The organism is Streptomyces sp. NPDC001406, from assembly GCF_042895285.1.
Classification (GTDB): Bacteria; Actinomycetota; Actinomycetes; order Streptomycetales; family Streptomycetaceae; genus Streptomyces.
The window spans coordinates 214,175-232,746 of the sequence record NZ_JBIAWG010000013.1 but is presented as its reverse complement, the minus strand read 5'-3'; the positions used below and the strand labels follow the sequence as shown (position 1 = coordinate 232,746).

The 18,572-nt window shown below is 67.7% G+C and carries 20 protein-coding genes; 11 read left to right on the top strand and 9 right to left on the bottom strand.

Annotated elements, in window-relative coordinates:
• Window positions 1–57: 57 nt before the first annotated feature.
• The 7 genes from ACFY1J_RS30625 to fdxA all read right to left on the bottom strand — a co-directional run bounded on the left by ACFY1J_RS30625 (window position 58) and on the right by fdxA (window position 6,634).
• The gene (locus tag ACFY1J_RS30625) at window positions 58–375 is read right to left on the bottom strand and encodes a hypothetical protein (protein ID WP_390711037.1); all 318 of its coding nucleotides are present in this window, start codon (window positions 373–375) and stop codon (window positions 58–60) included.
• A 137-nt stretch (window positions 376–512) separates the two neighbouring features.
• Window positions 513–3,209: an Ig-like domain repeat protein gene (locus tag ACFY1J_RS30620; RefSeq protein WP_390732331.1), complete on the bottom strand. Its 2,697-nt coding sequence runs from the start codon at window positions 3,207–3,209 to the stop codon at window positions 513–515.
• Window positions 3,210–3,465: 256 nt separating this feature from the next.
• Complete coding sequence (locus tag ACFY1J_RS30615) at window positions 3,466–3,867, bottom strand: hypothetical protein (protein WP_390711039.1); 402 nt, start codon at window positions 3,865–3,867, stop codon at window positions 3,466–3,468.
• Window positions 3,868–3,968: 101 nt separating this feature from the next.
• Window positions 3,969–5,279 (bottom strand): PP2C family protein-serine/threonine phosphatase, encoded by a 1,311-nt coding sequence (locus ACFY1J_RS30610; RefSeq protein WP_390711040.1) that lies wholly within the window; start codon window positions 5,277–5,279, stop codon window positions 3,969–3,971.
• 118 nt (window positions 5,280–5,397) lie between these two features.
• Complete coding sequence (locus ACFY1J_RS30605; protein WP_390711041.1) at window positions 5,398–5,826, bottom strand: hypothetical protein; 429 nt, start codon at window positions 5,824–5,826, stop codon at window positions 5,398–5,400.
• 52 nt (window positions 5,827–5,878) lie between these two features.
• On the bottom strand, window positions 5,879–6,250 hold the full coding sequence (locus ACFY1J_RS30600; protein ID WP_390711042.1) for a cupin domain-containing protein: 372 nt from the start codon (window positions 6,248–6,250) through the stop codon (window positions 5,879–5,881).
• A 63-nt stretch (window positions 6,251–6,313) separates the two neighbouring features.
• Window positions 6,314–6,634 carry a ferredoxin gene (gene fdxA, locus ACFY1J_RS30595; RefSeq protein ID WP_363302464.1) on the bottom strand — a complete coding sequence of 107 codons (321 nt, stop codon included), beginning with the start codon at window positions 6,632–6,634 and terminating at the stop codon, window positions 6,314–6,316.
• 110 nt (window positions 6,635–6,744) lie between these two features.
• Between fdxA and ACFY1J_RS30590 the strand changes: the two genes are divergently transcribed.
• From ACFY1J_RS30590 to ACFY1J_RS30555, 8 genes are all read left to right on the top strand, one after another.
• Window positions 6,745–7,287 carry a hypothetical protein gene (locus ACFY1J_RS30590; RefSeq protein WP_390732330.1) on the top strand — a complete coding sequence of 181 codons (543 nt, stop codon included), beginning with the start codon at window positions 6,745–6,747 and terminating at the stop codon, window positions 7,285–7,287.
• A gap of 733 nt (window positions 7,288–8,020) precedes the next feature.
• Window positions 8,021–8,410, top strand: a complete 390-nt coding sequence (locus ACFY1J_RS30585) for a hypothetical protein (RefSeq protein WP_390711045.1) — start codon at window positions 8,021–8,023, stop codon at window positions 8,408–8,410.
• Window positions 8,411–8,466: 56 nt separating this feature from the next.
• Complete coding sequence (locus ACFY1J_RS30580; RefSeq protein ID WP_390711046.1) at window positions 8,467–9,174, top strand: helix-turn-helix transcriptional regulator; 708 nt, start codon at window positions 8,467–8,469, stop codon at window positions 9,172–9,174.
• 209 nt (window positions 9,175–9,383) lie between these two features.
• Entirely contained in the window at window positions 9,384–10,448 is a 1,065-nt protein-coding gene (locus tag ACFY1J_RS30575) for a PP2C family protein-serine/threonine phosphatase (RefSeq protein WP_390711047.1), read from the top strand.
• Between the two features lie 297 nt (window positions 10,449–10,745).
• Window positions 10,746–11,402 carry a TOPRIM nucleotidyl transferase/hydrolase domain-containing protein gene (locus tag ACFY1J_RS30570; RefSeq protein WP_390711048.1) on the top strand — a complete coding sequence of 219 codons (657 nt, stop codon included), beginning with the start codon at window positions 10,746–10,748 and terminating at the stop codon, window positions 11,400–11,402.
• A 187-nt stretch (window positions 11,403–11,589) separates the two neighbouring features.
• Window positions 11,590–13,812: an NACHT domain-containing protein gene (locus ACFY1J_RS30565; RefSeq protein ID WP_390711049.1), complete on the top strand. Its 2,223-nt coding sequence runs from the start codon at window positions 11,590–11,592 to the stop codon at window positions 13,810–13,812.
• A gap of 18 nt (window positions 13,813–13,830) precedes the next feature.
• Window positions 13,831–14,496, top strand: coding sequence for a nitroreductase (locus tag ACFY1J_RS30560; protein ID WP_390711050.1), 666 nt, complete (start codon window positions 13,831–13,833; stop codon window positions 14,494–14,496).
• 213 nt (window positions 14,497–14,709) lie between these two features.
• Window positions 14,710–15,648, top strand: coding sequence for an Ig-like domain-containing protein (locus ACFY1J_RS30555; protein ID WP_390711242.1), 939 nt, complete (start codon window positions 14,710–14,712; stop codon window positions 15,646–15,648).
• A gap of 22 nt (window positions 15,649–15,670) precedes the next feature.
• Here ACFY1J_RS30555 and ACFY1J_RS30550 read toward each other — a convergent pair whose 3' ends face one another.
• Entirely contained in the window at window positions 15,671–15,808 is a 138-nt protein-coding gene (locus ACFY1J_RS30550) for a hypothetical protein (RefSeq protein ID WP_390711051.1), read from the bottom strand.
• 29 nt (window positions 15,809–15,837) lie between these two features.
• Entirely contained in the window at window positions 15,838–16,509 is a 672-nt protein-coding gene (locus ACFY1J_RS30545) for a TetR/AcrR family transcriptional regulator (RefSeq protein WP_390711052.1), read from the bottom strand.
• A gap of 148 nt (window positions 16,510–16,657) precedes the next feature.
• On the opposite strand from ACFY1J_RS30545, the gene ACFY1J_RS30540 reads away from it, so the two are divergent.
• From ACFY1J_RS30540 to ACFY1J_RS30530, 3 genes are all read left to right on the top strand, one after another.
• Window positions 16,658–17,791, top strand: a complete 1,134-nt coding sequence (locus ACFY1J_RS30540; protein WP_390711053.1) for an FAD-dependent oxidoreductase — start codon at window positions 16,658–16,660, stop codon at window positions 17,789–17,791.
• A 180-nt stretch (window positions 17,792–17,971) separates the two neighbouring features.
• A complete protein-coding gene (locus ACFY1J_RS30535) occupies window positions 17,972–18,310 on the top strand; it encodes a hypothetical protein (protein WP_390711054.1) in 339 nt (112 codons plus the stop codon).
• On the top strand, window positions 18,274–18,486 hold the full coding sequence (locus ACFY1J_RS30530) for a hypothetical protein (protein WP_390711055.1): 213 nt from the start codon (window positions 18,274–18,276) through the stop codon (window positions 18,484–18,486). Before ACFY1J_RS30535 ends, ACFY1J_RS30530 begins: the two co-directional genes overlap by 37 nt.
• Window positions 18,487–18,572 lie beyond the last annotated feature (86 nt).

Sequence of the window (18,572 nt, the reverse complement as noted above, 5' to 3'; positions counted from 1 at the left end):
TGTACCGGCCCGGCAGTTGACACTCACTGTCGTTCCGTGGCCCGCACCCGACGCCCGCTACGGATCAACGTGCACGTGCAGTCGCCACAGCCGGGTCTGCGGCCCGAACCGATCCCCGCGGAATGACGACGCCGAACGCAACTCCGCCTCCCCAGGAGCGGTGGCTCGCGCGGCGGCCCGGGCGGTTCCCGCGACCGCTGCCGTCTCGATCAGCGTCAGGGGGCCGCCGACGGCCTCGACGGGGGTCCAGCCGTAGGCCGGCGAACCGTGCAGAGTGACCGAGACCTCGTCCCCTACTCGCAGTCGCAGTTGCGAGTTCTGCGGATCCCCTGGGCGGTAAGTGATCTCCACGCGTCCCGGACCGTTGTCGGACATGGCGTGAGCCTAGCGGGGCGCCCCAGTCGCAAGTGCGGCAACGTCCCCGGTCACACTCCCCCGCACACGGGTGCGCCCCGACCGGAAGCCGGTCGGGGCGCACATGTACCTCTGCGGTTGACGCTATGGGTTCGACCTCACAGGGCCGAGCACTGGCCGGCTCGGCTTCCCAACACCGTGTTGGGGGTACCGCGGTTCGTCGGCGGTGGGGTGTTGCCGACGCAGGAGAGCGAGCCTTGAACGGTGTTGCCCACGATGGCGGCACGATCGTCCACCGGGAACGGCCCGGTTCCCGTCGTACCGTTCACCTGCACCGAGCCGCCGATGTCATTGCCGACGAGTTCGGCGCCCGAATGATTGTCGGTGAGCTGAACGCCGCGGAGGTGGTTGCCCGGGCAGTGGTCGTCCCCCGGGTCGCCGATGACGACGAAGCCCGAGGCACGGCTGACCTGAACCGATCCGACGACCGTGCTGCCGCACATCCCGAACAGGGTGCCGCCCGAGGACTGAACGCCGCCCCCGATGGTCGAGTTGCTGATGAACAGCGCGGCGTTCGCCCCGCCGACGACCGCGCCACGCACGGTGGCGTCGATGATGCAGGTGCTGTCACCGGTCGCGATGACCGCGTTGTTGACCTGGCCGGTGATGGTCCGGGTGCAGCTGACCGTCTGCGCGAGTGTCTCGGTACCGGCCGCCAGATAGTCGGCGTCGCCGCCGTAGTCGGCGGTGATGGTGTGCGGGCCGGGCAGCAGGTTGGACGTGGTGACCTGGACCTGGCTGCAGTGGGGTCCGCCGCCCGGGGTGAGGGTCGGTGTGCCGAGCACGGTGGTGCCGTCCTTGACCGTGACGGTTCCGGTCGGTGGCGCGGCCGGGTCTGTGCTCGCACCGCTCGGGCAGACCGTGTCGGTGAAGGTCACCGGGGTGCCGAAGCCGGACGGGTTCGCGCTGGAGGAGAGCGTCGTGGCGACCGGCGCCTTGCTCACCGTCTGGATCAGAGGGGGAGCCGCGCTCGGCCGGAAGTTGTCGTTGCCGCTGTAGGCGGCGTTCACGGTGTGAGTTCCTGGGCTCAGCGTCGAGATCGCCGCCGAAGTCGCCTCACCGGTCGTCGTGTTGACCGGGACCGGCCCGCCCAGGGCGCTTCCGTCGGTCTCGAAGCTCACCGTGCCGCCGTCCGGGACCGGGGCGACGGTGGCGGTGAACGTCACCGGCTGGCCGTACACCGACGGGTTGGCCGACGAGGCCAGTGATGTCTGCGACTTTTGCGGCACGGTGAAGAACATCGCGTGCATCGGCGGGGTCGTCGTCGGGTTGGCACCGTTGGTGTTTCCGATGAATGTGCCGTAGAAGGTGTGGCCGACCGCCTTGAGCTGCTGATAGTCGCCAAGCACACGCTGCCGCGCACAGTCGAGGTCGGGCGGGTTGGGGTTGGGCGGCTGCGTCGTGGCGTTGCAGCCGGTGCGGTCCTGCTCCGGCGAGGCGAAGGTCTGCAGCACCGTGTCGGTGAAGGTGGCGCCGTGGTCCTTGCTGCGGGCGAGGTGCGCGGTGAAGGTGGGGAAGCCCGCGGTGTTGTTGCCGTCGAAGGTGTCGTAGAGGACCCCGATGGTTCCGTCGCTGAGCACCGCCACCGAGGGAAGCGCCGCATTCGTCGCCCCGGAGACATTCACCGCGGCACCGACATTGAGACCGCCGGAGCCGTTGTCGGTAAGTCGGCGGATCCTGAGCTGGTTGTTCCCCGACACATCCGCCCCGTAGACGACGTAGACATCGCCGTTGCCGGGGTCGACGGCCGCGTGGTCCACGCCACCGAGCAGGGCGTTCACACCGCCGAACTTGTACCCGAGCCCCTGGTCGCTGTCTTCGGTGGCCACGACGATGCCGTCGTTGTCGTTGTTCAGCCGCCAGTGCGCCCCGCCGTCGTCCGACCGGTTGAGCCGGTAGGTGACTCTGACCGGCTGATTCCGCAGGACACTGTTGGGCTGGAACGTGCCCGTCGACTGCTGGTAGAGCGCGTACATCGTGCCATTGCGCGGGTCCTTGGCCAGCCGCAGGCCGCCGTTGGTGGTGAGCGGGCTCATCGTGCCCGCGACATTGTCCGCGGTGATGTTGACGGGATTGGCGCCGTAGGAGACGCCCACCCGGGCGTCCGGGGTGCCGGCCAAGTCCTGGTAGGCGGCGTAGACGTTGTCCTGGGCCGCCGTCGTCGTGTCCCGATTGACCAGGACCCATGGCTGATCGACGCCGGTGCGGGTGCCGCTGGTGACTTGGGCCGGGTTGCCGTTCCAACTCCAGGACGCGGCATTGGTGGGGTCGGTCGTCGAACCGGTCACCACGCGCGTGGTGTTGCACTCCGGGACTGCAGGGGGCCCTGCGGTCGGGGCGTTGCACGCGAGGAACGAGCCGTAGAGCCTGCCGTCACGGCCGTAGTCGATGGTCTGGTCGTACGGGCCGTTCGGTGCGTCGGTCAGGCCCGGCGTCGGGATGGTGTGGTTCTCCGTCCAGTGGGCCCCGCCGTCGTCGGAGTAGAGCAGATCCGCGTTGCCGTTCTGCCAGAACTGAAAGTTGAACCGGGTGATCGCGATCTCGTCGGGGTTGGCCGGGTTGATCGCAATGGACGGTTCGCCGCGGCCACCGCCCGTGCTCGTGCTGGCGGAGGCGTCCGCGTCGATGACGAACGCCTCGGCCGCCCCGGGCAGTTGCCGCGGACGCACCGACCGCGGGCGTGCGATTCCCGCGGGCACGGTGAGATCCGGCGGGCTGCTGCTGAGGTATTGCTGTTCGTACGCCGAAGGCGCCGGCGGCTGAGTGGCGGCCCGGGCCTGGACGGGCAGGCTCACCGAAGCGACGGTGAGCCCCATCGTGCAGGCAGCGATGAGTACATTTTTGAACACGGATGGTGACCGCCCGGTCGCGGGCGAAGGTGGAACGGCGTCCACGTGCGAATCCCCTCGTCGAGAGATACGAGCGATCAGCAGCGTGGCCGTGAGCCCGCGGGTCCGCGGCAGGAGCAACACGGGCAGGGCGGGTACCACTCATTTGCCGAAGGAACTCCATCCCCCCGGCCGAACAGGCACGCCGTCCGGGCGTTCGGATTCAGTGTGCGCTGGGGATGGTCAGCGTCACCGAGACCGTCGAGCCGCCGCGCAGCTCGACCTGCCGGCCGATGCCGAAGATGTCCTCGGTGATCCGGTACGACCCGGGCGACAGGGTGAAGGAGAACGACCCGTCCGGCGGCGCGGTGACCGTGCTCGCCACCACGTGTCCGCGTTCGTCATGCGCCCGCACCGGATCACCGTTCACCGGCACGTACGTGCCGCTCCCGCCGCCGGCGCCGGACCGCGGGTCCTGCCCCGGCGGCCGTACGACCACACCTCGCACCACGCCGTGCAGCCCCTCAGGCCCGTACAGCGGCGATGCCGCCACGACCACCACCAGCCCGGCCAGTGCCAGCCCGCACAGCGCCACCGCGGGGGCCCTGCTCGTCCATCCGACCATCGAACACCTCCGACTCCAACGTGGTCCCTGAACTTCGGAAAGTCGGAGCCGCGGCCTGTCCGGCCTGCCCCGCCGACGTCAGCAAGCCGGGCGCGTGTCTGTCACCGTGTCGAACTGTCCGAGGGGGTGCGCAGGGCGAGCACGGCCACATCGTCGTCGAACACCTGCGGGCTTCGGCTGATCAGAGCGTCGCACAGTTCCTCCAGCGGGGAGGTGGCCAGGCGGGCGGCCTGTTCGGCCAGGTCGCTCAGTGCGGTGTCGATGTCCTGGTCGCGGCGCTCGACCAGCCCGTCGGTGAACAGCAGCAGGGTGCTGCCGGGCGGGAAGGGGTGTTCGTGGCTGAACCGGGGGACAGATGCATCCATGCCCACCGGGATCCCGTGCCGGGTGGGTGCCAGGTAGCGCGTGCCGCCGTCCGCGTCGACCAGTAGCGGCGGCAGATGCCCGGCATTGCTCCAGCCGAAGGTGTACTCCCCGCCCTCTCCGCGCTCGATGCGGCCGAACACCAGCGTGGCCGTGGGCGGGTCCTCGAACATCGTCAGGGCGTGGTCCAGTCGGGAAACGACCTGGCCGGGCGGCCCGCAGCGGTCGAGGGCGATCGCCCGCAGCATGCTGCGGATCTGCCCCATCAGCGGGGCGGCCTCCACGTCGTGACCGGTCACGTCGCCCACCACCACACAGGTGGCGCCATCGGGCAGGACCATGGCGTCGTACCAGTCCCCGCCCAGTCTGAGCAGTTCGGAGGCGGGCTCGTAACGGGCGGCGGCCTCAAGGGGAGTGAGGTCGGGAAGAACGGGGAGCATACGGCGCTGAAAGTGCTCGGCGGCGCGTTTGAGGCGCTCGTACAGGCGGGCATTTTCGAGGCTGACGCCCGCGGCACTCGCCAACGCCGTCAGCAGGCCCTCGTCGTCGTCATCGAAGGGCGTGCCGTCCATCTTGTCGGCGACGTAGAGGTCGCCGTAGAGCGTGCCGCGCACCATGAGGGGAACGCCCAGCAGAGTCCGCATGACCGGATGTCCGGGCGGAAAGCCGGCCGAACGAGGGTGCCCGTCCACGTCCGCCACCCGCAACGGCGCCCGGTCGTCCAGCATGGTGTGCAGCAGTCCATGGCCTTGCGGCAGGCCCAAGGCAGCGCACAGTTGCGGGTCGTCGATGCCCACGGTGATCAGGTCGATGACCTTGCCGTCTTCCGCGAGCACACCCAGTGCCCCGTAGTGCGCGGCGAGGAGGTCGGTGGCCGCTTCCACGATGCGTTGCAGCACGGTGCGGGTGTCCAAATTGACGCTGACGGCCACTACACCGTCCAGCAGGTGCCGCAGTTGGTGCCTGTCCAGAGCACGCTGCGGCGGTCGCGCGGCCACGCCGTCCCGGGCCTGGCCCTGTCCCCGCTGGAGCCACGGATCGTGCGCCATGGTGCTTCCTCCTGGCGCCGTCGGGCACCGTCATCATGTCGCCCTGCCTTGTCACACTACGCGCTCTCCCGGTCGGAAACAGGCCACGGCGGCGCGCCGCCCCTGGGAGAGGGGCGGGCTACTGCGCCAGCAGGCTGATCCCCAGCACCGTCAGGGTGATGACCTTGGTGATCTCGAAGGCCACGTAGTACACGTGCCCGCGCGAGCGGGGCAGGTCCTCCCCGGCAAGAACCCGGTCCGACCTACGGTTCAACCGTGGGCGGACCACCCCCAACTGCATGGTGAGCACCACCGCCACGACGGCGGTGAGCACCACGATGACCACGGACGGGCCGCCGACGGCCACCGCCACGATGACGACGGCGGCCAGGGCGGCCTCGACGAGGTTCAGCGCACGGAAGACCAGGCGGCCGATACCCAGCCCGATGGGGATGGTCACCCCGGGGGCGCGGAACTTCAGCGGCGCCTCCAGGAAGGAGATCGCCAGCACCATTCCGAGCCAGAGGAAGGTGACCGCGCCCGCGGTCGCGGCCGACACGGTGTTCATCGATGCGTTGCCTTTCTGTCGTGTCGAAGGACGGCTGTGGGGGTGTGGTGGATCAGGCCTGTGGCCAGGAGGCCAGCCGGTCCGCGAACTCCGGTGGCGAGACCACGACCATGAGGGAGGCGGGCTCCGCACCGGGGTTGGCCAGGCTGACGCGCTCGCCGACGCCGATGTGGGCGGCGGCCGTACCGGCCGTCAGCGTCCGGGCCCGGCCGTCGTGGTGCACCTCGACGGCGCCGGCCAGGGGGATCAGCACGACCTGCGAGGCGCCGTGCTCGTGTTCGGGCATGGTGGTGCCCGGGGCCAGTTCCACATGGAGGACGGCGACCTGGTCGGAGGTCTCCGCGGTGGTGAGCACGGCTGCCGTCGGGCCGCCGGGCACGGGCGCGCGGCGGCGGGGGAAGGTGGCGATCTCGGCGACGAACATGACGTTCCTTCTTCGGTATGCGGGTAGTGCGGCCTTCGGTCTGCGGGGCGGCTCCTGGCCCTCTTACTCTCCCTGGGGCGGCAGCGCGGCGATCAGCGGATGGTCACGCTCGATCAACCCCAGCTTGGCCGCACCGCCGGGCGACCCGAGAGGGTCGAAGAACTCGGCGTTCGCCCGGGTGTACTCACTCCACTCGGCCGGCACGTCCTCCTCGTAGAAGATCGCCTCGACCGGGCAGACCGGCTCGCACGCCCCGCAGTCCACGCATTCGTCCGGGTGGATGTACAGCGACCGTTCACCCTCGTAGATGCAGTCCACAGGGCACTCCTCGACGCACGCCTTGTCCTTCACATCCACACAAGGCTGCGCGATCACATAGGTCATCGGCGCACCTCCTCTCTTCGGCAGAGGTTTCCAGCACGAGGTTTCTACAAATAATACATGTAATAATTGGCTACGTCCGTTCGGGGCGAGGCAGGAGAAGGGTCAGAGCCATGACGCTGACGTCCGAGGTCTTCATGCAGGCAACCGCGGCCGACCCGGCCATCCGGGCCCGGGCCGTGATCCGCAGCGGCCAGCGGCGGCTGCTCGCCGCGCTGCGGCCGAAGGTCGCGCTGCTGACCGAACTGGAACTGGGCACCGACGCCCGGGAGGCCGCCCTGGCGACCCTGACCGACTTCTGCACCGGCCCGGTGCGCCGCTACCTGAACGCCACCGACCGGGCCCTGTACACCCCCGCAGCGGGTTCCCCGGAAACCCGCCTGCTCATCCGAGCCCTGCGCACCGCCGCGACCGCACTCGACCGGGACATCGACACCCTCGCCCGCACCGACGACACGCACCGCGCGAAGGGCGTCGCCCAGAGCATCGAGGCGCACCTGACCACCCACCTCGCGGTTGAGCAGACCGTACTCCTACCCGCCCTCGCCGATCTGTCCGGCGGTGAACTCGCCGTCCTGGCCGCACATTTCACGACCCTCGTCGACGGCGGAAGCCTCGACCAGCACCGCATCGGACGGGTCACCCCTGATGACTGACGCACCCACCACCACGGACGACCTCAACAGTCGCCCTTCCGACAGTACTTGGGGTGCCCCCGAACCGAGTCTGCTGTGCGACACGCGGGCCCTCACTGTCCTCGCCGCGGCACCGGCCGGGGAACTGTGGAGACTGTCCACGCCCGGACGCGAACTCGACGCCGGCATCACCCACCTGCTGCCTGGGCAACACGTGAATACCCACACCGAGGAGGACCCGGACGTTCTCCTGCTGATCCTGGCCGGAGACGCCACCGTTCCCACCCCGGACGGACCCCAACATCTGACCGAGGGAACGCTGCTCTGGCTACCCCGAGGCTCCGCCGCAGGCCTCACAGCAGGCGAGAACGGCCTGTCCTGTCTGAGGGTCCACCGAAGCTCTTGCGGCACACCGACTCACACACAGCAGAGCACTCCACGATCACTTCCCGGCACGTCCCCAGCCCCATTGGACGGTACGACGCACCCCGACTGGCTCAAGTGGCTCTGCTAGCAGAGCGTTTGACCACCCCCTGAGGGTGAGGAGGGACAGAACACGACTCTCTTTCGATGACGCCCACCACCCGCCGTTTTCACGAAGAAGCACGTAATAATTGCGGCGACTCCAGGGGCAACTCGCCCCAGCCAGAAGAAGGAGGACCACGCATGCCACGCGCTGCAGAGGTGTACGCCCCGGCAATCGACGCCCGCCCAGCCGTGCAGGCACAGGCCGTCGTCGAACGGGTGGTCGACAATGCCTGAGACACCGACCGCCGGACAGCCGGAAGAGGCGGCCGTGGCACGCCTGCTGTGCGACGTACAAGCCCTCACCGGCCAACTCCCCGAATCCGCCGGCGTCCTGTGGAAACTGGCCGAGTCCGGCCGCCAGCTCGACGCCAACCTGGTCCGGCTGCCCGCCGGCGGGCACATCGGCACCCACTCCGAGCCCGACCTGGACGTCCTGGTCCTCATCGTCACCGGCGACGGCGTGATGGACTCCCCCGAAGGTGCGCTGCCACTGACCGAAGGAGGGCTCCTGTGGCTGCCGCACGGCTCGACCCGCAGCATCACCGCGGGACCCAACGGCCTGGCCTACGTGACCGTCCACCGCCGCCGCCCCGGTATGCAGATCCGCCGGCGGTGAGTACAGGTGACAGATTTCTCTCGTTTCTACGACACACATTGGGTAAAATTGGCGAGATGAGCGAGCAGACGTTGCATGATCCGACCGATCCTCCCGCCGTGGGCGAGAGCCGGGCCCATGTGCTCGACGTACTGCGCGCCGCGCCTGAAGCAGTGGGCGTACGGGAGATCGCCGAGCAGACGGGCCTGCACTCCAACACGGCCCGGTTCCATCTCGACACGCTGGTCAAGGAAGGGCTTGCCGAGCGCAGTACCGAGGGGCGCGGCCGGCCGGGCAGGCCCCGCACCGTCTACCGCGCCGCGGCCTCCTCCCAGGTTCCGGCAGGCCGCCGCAGCTACCAGCTGCTGGCCCAGATGCTCACCGGCCTCGTCACCGAGGCACTGCCGCAACCGGCGCAGGCCGCGGTCAACGCCGGTGAGGCATGGGGCCGCTACCTCGCCGACACCCCCTCCCCCACCCAGCGCGTCGACACCGAGGAGGCCATCCGGCGACTGACCCAAGTGCTCGCGGACGTCGGCTTCGCCCCCGGTCCCGTCCAGGACCGGCCGGGCCCGGTCGTCCCGCTGCGCCACTGCCCGTTCCGGGAAATCGCGGAGGAACACCGCGACGTGGTGTGCTCCCTGCACCTGGGCCTCATGCGCGGCGCCCTGAAGGAAGTACGCGCCCCGCTGGGCGTCGACCGGCTGGAGCCGTTCGTCGAGCCCTCGCTGTGCCTGGCCCACCTCACGCCCCCGGAACAGCACCGGGCAGACGGCGCGGCCTGAGGCCGCACTGTCCCATCCGGCACTGCCTCCGAAGGCCGCGGTCGAGAACCTCGGCCGCCAGACGAACAGCGATAAAATAAGCCAAATCGGTGGCCTGGCTTCCGGGCCCGGGCTGCCGCTCGACCTGTGTGACCTTGGGGCGCAGCATGGAGGCGAGGTCTCCTGAGGTACGCGGAGTCCCGCGCAGCACTGGTGCGCGGGGCAGGTTGTTGACCGTCCTGCCTGCTCTTCTGCTGGTCATCGGCCTGCTCGTCGGCCTCTTGACACCCCGCGCGATCAGGCCGGATGCCTTCCTCGCCACGGCCATGGTCGCTGCCGCCGCGCTGCTGTCCCTGTGGGGGACCGTGCTCACCGCAGTGGCCGCGTGCGCCATCTTTGTCGGCCTGATGGCGGACTTCGACGCGCTCCAGGATGCGACCGCCTACTCCGAGCTGGTCACCCTCGTGGCGATCGGGGCATTTGCCGTCATCTTCAATCGTCTGCTGGGCCGGCGTGCCCATCAGCTGGTTCAGGTCCGCTCAGTGGCCGAGACCGCTCAGATGGCAGTGCTGCATCCGATACCGCGACACCTCGGGCACGTCACGCTCGAGAGCCTCTACGTGGCCGCCGCAGCGGAAGCCCGGATCGGCGGCGACCTGTACGAGGCGATACACACCCCGTACGGCGTACGACTGCTCATCGGTGACGTACGCGGCAAGGGCCTGCTCGCGATGCAGACGGCCGCGATGCTGCTCAGCGCCTTCCGCGAGGCCGCCCACGACGCGCCCGACCTGCCCTACCTCGCACGCCGCCTGGAGACGAGCGTGAGCCGCAACGCCTCCCAGTATCCGGAGGTCCCGGGCTCGGACATCGCCGAACGTTTCATCACCGCGCTGCTCGCCGAGGTCCCGGATGATGAACCGGTCCTCCGGACCGTCACCTGCGGCCACCCGTCCCCGCTGCTGCTGCACCGCGGCGAGGTCCGGGAGTTGCAGCCCGCCGCTCCCTCGCCGCCGCTCAACCTGGGCAACATGGTGAGCGACGGATACCACGTCGACCTCGCGCCCTTCCACCCCGGAGACCAGCTCCTGCTGTACACCGACGGGGTCACGGAGACTCGCGATCGCTCCGGCGTGTTCTACCCCCTCGCCGAACGCATCCGCTCATGGGGCGACGAGGCGCCCCACCAGCTCCTCGACCATCTCCACCGCGACCTGATCGCCTACAGCGGCGGCGAACTCGACGATGACGTCGCTGCCCTCGTCGCGCGACGGCGCCCGAGCCTCGGAGCCTGAGACGAGTCTCTGACCAACGCAGGTTTCAAAGGACAGGGGCGCCATGCGGCCGTCCTGGTCCTGCCATTGCGCCTCCGACACCGGGCTGCTGAACCTCCTCGCCACCGGTATCACGGACGAGGCGGCAGCCAAACGGCTCGGAGTCTCCCTGCGCACGGTCCGACGCCACGGAGCAAAGGCCGCGAAAGAGCAGGGGGCCCTCACGAAGTACGGGGCCGGGACGGCTACGGCCGCGGGAAAACGTGCGTGCGTACGAGTCCTCAGCCGTGCCAGGATGCCGTCGGGAAGCGAGGTCTCGTGGACGGGTTGAGGCGATTCCGCCAGGCGCTGGTCGCGTGGGCGGCCGGTGGAGCGGAGGCCGGTGCGGCCGCCGCGGTGGCGCGGGAGCTGGCCGACGGCGGTGTGCGGACGATCGTGCTCGTCGAGGGGAGCAGTGATCAGGTCGCGCTCGAAGCACTGGCCACGCGCTACGGGCGCGACCTCGGTGCAGAGGGCGTCGCGGTAGTCCCGCTCGGAGGTGCGACGAACATCGGGCGTTTCCTGGACGTGTGCGGTCCTGACGGGCTCGGCCTCCCGCTGGCAGGCCTCTGCGACATCGGCGAGGAGCGGCATTTCCGGCGTCATCTTGGGCGGGTCGGGCTCGGGTCGAGTCTCACGCACGCCGAACTGGAGACATTCGGGTTCCATGTGTGCGTCGCCGACCTGGAGGACGAGTTGATCCGCGCCGTGGGGGCCGAAGGCGTGCAGCAGGTGATCAAGGCCCAGGGCGAGATGCGCCCCTTCCACACCTTCCAGGGCCAGCCGGCGCAGCGGGAACGGCCCGTGGAACACCAACTGCGGCGCTTCATGGGCACGCACAGCGGTCGCAAGGCGCTCTATGCGCAGGCGCTGGTCGCGCACTTGGACCTGGAGCGCGTTCCTCGGCCGCTGGAGCGCCTTCTCACGCACGTCTGACGCGGCGAGCGCCGGCGGGAACACAGCGCGCAGCCGGCCGGATGACGGTTGCTGCGCAGGCATCCCCGTACCTCCCCCTGTTCTCCTCTCAAAAGCGCGAGCGCACTTCTGTGCCGTCATGATCTCAAAGGGCCCAAAATCTCAGAATTGGCTGCATGTGAAGGGCGTGATGGGCTTCAATCGAGCCATGAGCTTCAGAGCAGGGCCTGGGCGAGGGGCAAGATCCTTCTTGTTGAGGCTGGGACTCGCTGCCTTCATCGGCATTCTCGCGTTCGTGACGGTATGGACCATCGAGGTGGGGCAGGGGTCGAAGGATCCCTCACTCATGGCATCACTCTGGAGCATCTTCCTGAGCGTGGCAGCAATTGTTATCACTCTGATTCAAATGCTCATTGCAGCTCGACCGGACCTCAGTGCCGAGGGCGTGAAACGTGCCGCAGACAACCTGGCCGCACAAGTAGGAAGGCTGGAAGGCGAACAACGATCACGTTGGCTCGGTGGAGATGTCATCCCCATCGACGTAGAATTCGTTCTGGCCCATGATATGGGCCGTCGGCTCAGCGATGCGGGCCCTTCTGGAACACTGGAAACCATCTACACGTACTATCGGAATCTGACTCCTCGGCGGATGCTCATCACAGGTGCCGGCGGCTCAGGAAAGACAGTCCTCGCTGTTGACCTCCTTCTCCTGATGCTCGACGAGCGGGCCGCAGAGGGTGCGGTACCGGTGCGATTCTCCCTGTCGGACTGGTACGGGACAGAAGCTTTGGGCGATTGGATCTCCAGCAGAATATCCAGCGATTTCAAGATCAATCTATCCGTTGCAAAGAAACTCGTCGAGATGGGCCTGATTCTGCCCATTCTGGACGGTCTGGACGAGATGTCTTCGGAAGGCGCCGAATCAACTCGGGCAGTGTCCGCGATCACTTCTATCAATAGGTTCAGGATCGGACGACAGAGTGCGCCTCTTGTAGTCACCTGTCGCAAGGATTTTCTCGACGAGTTGGCGTCGAATTACGGAGTGCACATCCTGGATGTTGCGCCGGTTGTCGTGCAGCCGCTGACCGCGAGCCAGGCCGCAAGCTACCTCCACCGGAGATTCAATCACTGCCTGGGAAAATGGCACGGTGTGATCCAGCGCCTGACGACCGACCCTCACGGCGTCCTGACCCAGTCCCTCTCCACCCCATGGCGACTCACCCTGGCGTCGACGGCATACACAGAGAGTGCCGACAAGAACCCCGATGAATTGCTTTGGGAGACAACGGATGAAGACATAGGGCGCCATCTGATGGCCCGCTACGTCGACGCTGTCACCAGCATCCACGAAAGAAGCAAGGGAATCACTTACCAGCCCCGCAAAGTGATCACGTGGCTGGGGAACATTGCGGTGCATCTCAACAACACAGGCACCTCCGACATCAGGCTGCACGAATTATGGAAGATCACCGGTCGCCGGGCACCACTCGCGGCCGAATCCGTAATCGTTTCCGTTCCAACTATCGCCCTGACATACCTGGCCTGCGTAATTTTTGAAATCGCTGTGCCGATCTGGGGGGTTCTCCTGGCCTGCGCGGGATTGATCACCCTGACGTACAGGTCAATGGATTCCAGCACGATCGAGCCGCAGCATGCCACCTGGAGACAGTTGCGACACCGATACGGAAGTCGACAAGCTTCACTGATTGCAGCCGCGATATTCCTTCTCTTTTTCGCAGCAGAACTCTTACTGACCAAGAATATGGCATCTTTCCCTTTCACGGCAGGCATCAAATACCAGCCCTACGACCTGCTTGCCTGCGCCACGATCCTGGCGCTTCTCGTTGCGGCATTGACGCCTCTGTTCTATGCCGCCTTCACAGATGAGTGGAACGTCGAGGTCGCGGATCCCACGGCTCCGATCAAGGCAGAGCTTCGACAAAACCTCTTGATCGGGTTCATGGCGGGTGCCTACGCTGCTCTATTCCTAAGATTGCCGCACGATTTCGTGCGGACCTTGATCGAGATTTCCGGTCGGCTCAAACAGGACCACGCCAAGAATCTTCATGCCAGCAACTACACGCCCAAAGGACTCGCCTCGGTGATCGAGGAGCGAAGTGCATACTTCCTCGACAAGTACGCCATTCCACACCTCTCTCGCTTTCCGGGTGGATTTCCCTCACGATGGCCAGGAATTGCGATCTGGTTCATTCTCGCAGGAATCATTACAGCATTTCTCGTCACTTACGCCGGCCGCCGCTATGTTGCCATGCGCCTGGTGGGGTGGAGGATTCTTCCCACCCGACTCTCACCATTTCTCTCGTGGAGCTATGACGCTGGGCTACTACGTAGAGCAGGTGGCGCGTTTCAGTTCAGGCATCGGGAGCTTCAGGAGTGGTTCGCGCACCAGTCTCACAACCCCTGTCGTTGAGCGAGAGGACGAGAAGACGTGGATGTGTATGAGGCCGTGGACAGTCGCCGGGCCGTGCGGGCGTTCAGCGACGAACCGGTGCCCAGAGAGATCCTCGAACGAGTGCTGGCGGCAGCGACGCGGGCTCCGTCGAGTGGGAACCTCCAGCCGTGGCATGCGTACGTCGTGACCGGCGAGCCCTTGGCCGAACTGAAGAGGCGCGCAACGGCCAGGGCGCTGGCGGGAGATCCGGGTGATGAGCGGGAGTATCCGATGTACCCGGCCGAACTGTCCTCGCCGTATCTGGACCGCTTTTCCGCCGCGGCCGCCCAGCGCTACAAAGCGCTGGGAATCGAGCGCGACGACCTCGAACGGCCCAGAAAGATCGCTGCCTTGAACTCGGAGGCGTTCGGTGCGCCGGTCGTACTGTTCTGCTACCTCGACCGGGCGATGGGGCCCGGACAGTGGGGGGATGCGGGGATGTACTTGCAGACGGTCATGCTGTTGCTCAGGGCAGAAGGGCTGCACAGCTGCCCCCAGGTGATGTGGACGATGTATCGCAGGACTGTCAGCCGGATGGTCGGTGCCGATGACGGGCTCGTCCTCTTCTGCGGTGTCGCGGTGGGATTCGAGAAGGAAGGCGTGCCACGGCTGCGTACCGGGCGGGCGGACATGACAGAAACAGTGAGCTTCATCGGAATGTGACCGCACGAGCGCACCACGTCCCCTGCTCGCGAGGCGACGGTGCGACGGTGCGCACCGAGTTTTGAGACACGCTTTACGCGACGCATGCAACTGCGGCCCCCACTCTCACTGTCTGACAGAGAGTCGGGCCCGTCAGGGCCGGGGAACGAGAGAGCGGGGCAGGGCGTGGGACGGCGCAACGGCAGCATAGGGATCGCACTGGTCACGGGTGCGATGCTGGTGGGCGCGAGTGCCTGCGGCGCGGGCGGCAGTGACAAGGCGAGCGGGGACGACTCAAAGGCGTCGGGCAAGCCGAGTGCGAACGCCTCTCCGTCACCGACGAAGCCCGCGGGCCCGCCGATGCTGCTGGAGACGATCACCCCGCAGACGGGAACCACGGTCGGCGTGGCCATGCCGATCTCGGTGGTCTTCACGAACCCGGTGTCGGCAAAGGCACGGGCCACGGTGGAGAAGCACATGAAGGTGAGCGCCTCGCAGCCGGTGGCCGGCGCCTGGCACTGGTTCGGCGACAGGCGCGCCGACTGGCGACCGAAGGCGTACTGGCCCTCCGGCACGACGGTGAAGATCGACGCTGACATGAAGGGCGTCAGCAACGGCAACGGGCGCTACGGCGTGCGCACTTACACGCACACCTTCAAGGTCGGCGACGACGTGCGCGCGGATGTCTCGGTGACCGGCCACACCATGAAGGTGACCCGCAACGGCAAGCAGTTGCGCACCCTGTCGATCAATGCGGGCAGCCCTCAGTATCCGACGTGGAACGGCACGATGGCCGTCATCGACAAGCAGGAGAAGGTCCATATGACCTCCTGCAGCGTTGGCATCAGCTGCGACAAGGGCAGCCCCAACTACTACGACCTGACGCTGCCCTGGGACGTCCATCTGACCCAGTCCGGCACGTACGTGCACTATTCGACCGGCGACCCCAATCCGGGCAGCGGCAGCGCCCGCGGCTCGCACGGCTGCGTCCACCTGTCCATGTCGGACGCCAAGTGGTTCTACGGCCAGGTCAAGCAGGGCGACCCCGTCACCATCACCGGTTCGTCCCGTGCCAAGGCCCCGGCCGACAACGGCTACGCCGACTTCAACCTGGGCTGGGACGAGTGGCTCGCGGGCAGCGCGTCCGGGGAGGGGACGACCGCGACACTGTGATGCGGTGCGGTGGCAGCGCGGGTCAGCACTCGATGTCGTCGACCGCGAGGCCACCGTCGTACGCACCCTTCGGGCTGATCGGAAACGGTTGGCCCTCCGGCGCGCGCCGCTCGTCCAACCGCTGGTCGAGGTCGGCGAACAGGGCACTGAACTCCCGCATGAGCGCCACCGGCTCGCGTGGCCGGTCCGCTACTGGCCGGCGGCAATTCCCGTGAGGATGAGATCGATGCCGGCGAGGAACTCTGCTCGGTCGTCGTGCTTGCGCAGTTGTTCGGCGACACTTCGGGTGAACGCGTACTGGTCGGGATCGAGTTCTGTCCATGCGGTCGCCACGGCGTCGAGGAACTCGGTCCGGTTCGTGTCCGGCTGGTGCGCTCGGGCGTTGGCGGCGTTCTGGCCCGCCACTCCGAGGATGTAGCTCATCAGCGCCGACGCCGCAGTGAACTGGGCGGCTTCGGGCACTTGAAGTGCCTGGACCTGGCGACCGATGCCTTCGAAGACTTGGAGCATCGGCGACTGCGAGGGCGCGCGGGCGAGCTGGGTGCCGACCCATGGGTGGGCGTCGATCGCGTCGAACAGGCCCAACGCGAGCCCACGAATCGCTTCCTGCGGCGTCGCGTCGGTGTCGGCGGCGGCGATGGAGGTGGTGACAACAGCGTCGGTGGCCGCAGCAAGCAGTTCGGTCTTGCCCGTGACGTGCCAGTAGATCGCCCCTGGGCCGGTCGCGAGCCGTTCGGCCAGTGCGCGGAACGTGAGACCGCCCTCGCCCACCGTGTCGAGGAGTTCCACCGCAGCGCGGACGATGCGCTCCCGGGAGAGCGGTTCCTGCCGTCGTTCCGGACGACGCGCCCTGGTTGCCATGCCTCCATCCTAGCCATCCTGGAACATCGTTCCGGCTTGACAATACGTGGAACGCCGTTCCAGTCTAGGCACTGGAACGATGTTCCAGGATGGCTAGGATTCCCTGCCGGGTGTCCGCCCAGCGGTCCGCGATCAGGAAGGAAGCACCATGACCACTCCGGTCACGATCATCGGCGCGGGGCTCGGAGGACTGACGCTCGCCCGTGTCCTCCACGTCCACGGCATCCCTGCGACGGTGTACGAAGCGGAGACATCGCCGACGACTCGCACCCAGGGCGGCCTGCTCGACATCCACGACTCCAACGGGCAGCTCGCGCTCAAGGCGGCAGGGCTGTTCGAGGAGTTCCTCGGCATCGTCCACGAGGGCGCCGAGGCGTCGCGGGTACTCGACAAGGACGGAACCGTCCTGCTGGACGAGCCCGACGACGGCACCGGCGGGCGTCCGGAGGTGCCCCGCGGCGCTCTGCGGCAGATCCTGCTCGACTCGCTGCCCACCGACACGATCCAGTGGGGACGCAAGGTCACCACGGTCCGGCCCCTCGGGGGCGGCCGGCACGAGGTGTCGTTCGCGGACGGAGCGACCGTGACGAGCAGCCTGCTGGTCGGCGCGGACGGAGCATGGTCGCGGGTCCGTCCGCTGCTGTCCGACGCCAAGCCCGAGTACGTCGGCACGTCCCTGATCGAGACCTACCTGTTCGACTGCGAGACCCGCCACCCGGCCAGCGCCCGAGCCGTCGGCGACGGCTCGCTCTTCGCGCTCGCCCCCGGCAAGGGGATCTCCGCCCACCGCGAGCCGGACGGCGTCCTGCACACCTATGTGACACTCAGCAAACCGCAGGAGTGGATGGACGCCATCGACTTCAGCGACGTCGGCGCGGCCACGGCCCGCGTCGCAGCGGAATTCCACGGCTGGGCCCCGGAACTCACCGCCCTGATCACGGACGGCGAGACCGCCCCGGTCCCGCGCACCATCAACGCCCTGCCGATCGAGCACCGTTGGGACCGCCTGCCAGGCGTGACGCTGCTCGGCGACGCCGCCCACCTGATGGCCCCGTCCGGTGAGGGAGCCAATCTCGCCATGTACGACGGCGCCGAACTCGGCAACGCCCTCGCCGCGCAACCGGACGACATCGAGGCCGCGCTCACCGCGTACGAGGAGGCTCTCTTCCCGCGCAGTGCCGCCGCTGCCGCCCAGGCTCTCCAGGTCCACAAGCTGTGTCTCGACGACAATGCCCCGCACAGCCTCGTCGGTTTCTTCACCAACTACGGGCAGGCTGGGTGAGCCACGGCCACTCCTGCACGGGCCGATCAACCGGGCCGGACGCCCGCAGCACGCCAGGGTGCCCTCCCGGGCAGCGGCCACAAGGTAATTCGCAGGCAATGGGCCCGACACCCGATCTATCGTGTCCGCTGCCGTCCATGCCGGGACGGGTTCGACAGGAGGAGCAACGGAGTGCCGGACGTGTACAAGATCATGCTGGATGCCGAGTTGAACAAGGCATTCGACGTGTGGTCCGGCTATCTCGACGCCCGCACCGGCGAGGATCCTCAGGCTCGTGCCCGGCTTCGCTCCACCCTGGAGGCGGCCCGCGCGGCCGTCGCTGAAGGCGATCCCGCGTCCGCACGCGCCTTGGTCGCGGACATGTACGACGACGCCCGAGAAGTCGGCCTTCCCTGGGCACCCATGGCGCCGAGCCCCTGCGAGGCGGACAAGCAGGCGCGCGACTATGCCAGGACGAACTTCGGCGGGTGCTTCCCGCGCACGTGCGCGAGGAACTCGAGACCATCGCGATCTTCCTGAGAGTCACCGGCCGCCGCCGCCAGTCCGCCCCCGGGCTCGACTGCAGCACCCGCCAGGACATCCTCTACACCACCGCCCGCGCCGGGATGGCCCTCGATCTCGCACACCCGACCGCAGCGCGACGCGAACTCGAATGCCTTGAGGCCATTGCACAACGCTGGGGCGTTGAACGTTGAGAACCGGGTGACAGCGCCGTCGCGCACAAGGGCAACTGCATAGCGGCATAGGACCGGTTAGGAGCAGCAGCGGGCATCGCCTTGTG

Excerpts from the sequence above, each read along its gene's own strand:
- ACFY1J_RS30625 (WP_390711037.1), bottom strand. The coding sequence starts at position 375 with ATGTCCGACAACGGTCCGGGACGCGTGGAGATCACTTACCGCCCAGGG.
- ACFY1J_RS30615 (WP_390711039.1), bottom strand. The coding sequence starts at position 3,867 with ATGGTCGGATGGACGAGCAGGGCCCCCGCGGTGGCGCTGTGCGGGCTG.
- ACFY1J_RS30610 (WP_390711040.1), bottom strand. The coding sequence starts at position 5,279 with ATGGCGCACGATCCGTGGCTCCAGCGGGGACAGGGCCAGGCCCGGGAC.
- ACFY1J_RS30605 (WP_390711041.1), bottom strand. The coding sequence starts at position 5,826 with ATGAACACCGTGTCGGCCGCGACCGCGGGCGCGGTCACCTTCCTCTGG.
- ACFY1J_RS30600 (WP_390711042.1), bottom strand. The coding sequence starts at position 6,250 with ATGTTCGTCGCCGAGATCGCCACCTTCCCCCGCCGCCGCGCGCCCGTG.
- fdxA (WP_363302464.1), bottom strand. The coding sequence starts at position 6,634 with ATGACCTATGTGATCGCGCAGCCTTGTGTGGATGTGAAGGACAAGGCG.
- ACFY1J_RS30590 (WP_390732330.1), top strand. The coding sequence starts at position 6,745 with ATGACGCTGACGTCCGAGGTCTTCATGCAGGCAACCGCGGCCGACCCG.
- ACFY1J_RS30585 (WP_390711045.1), top strand. The coding sequence starts at position 8,021 with ATGCCTGAGACACCGACCGCCGGACAGCCGGAAGAGGCGGCCGTGGCA.
- ACFY1J_RS30580 (WP_390711046.1), top strand. The coding sequence starts at position 8,467 with ATGAGCGAGCAGACGTTGCATGATCCGACCGATCCTCCCGCCGTGGGC.
- ACFY1J_RS30565 (WP_390711049.1), top strand. The coding sequence starts at position 11,590 with ATGAGCTTCAGAGCAGGGCCTGGGCGAGGGGCAAGATCCTTCTTGTTG.
- ACFY1J_RS30555 (WP_390711242.1), top strand. The coding sequence starts at position 14,710 with ATGCTGGTGGGCGCGAGTGCCTGCGGCGCGGGCGGCAGTGACAAGGCG.
- ACFY1J_RS30550 (WP_390711051.1), bottom strand. The coding sequence starts at position 15,808 with ATGCGGGAGTTCAGTGCCCTGTTCGCCGACCTCGACCAGCGGTTGGAC.
- ACFY1J_RS30545 (WP_390711052.1), bottom strand. The coding sequence starts at position 16,509 with ATGGCAACCAGGGCGCGTCGTCCGGAACGACGGCAGGAACCGCTCTCC.
- ACFY1J_RS30540 (WP_390711053.1), top strand. The coding sequence starts at position 16,658 with ATGACCACTCCGGTCACGATCATCGGCGCGGGGCTCGGAGGACTGACG.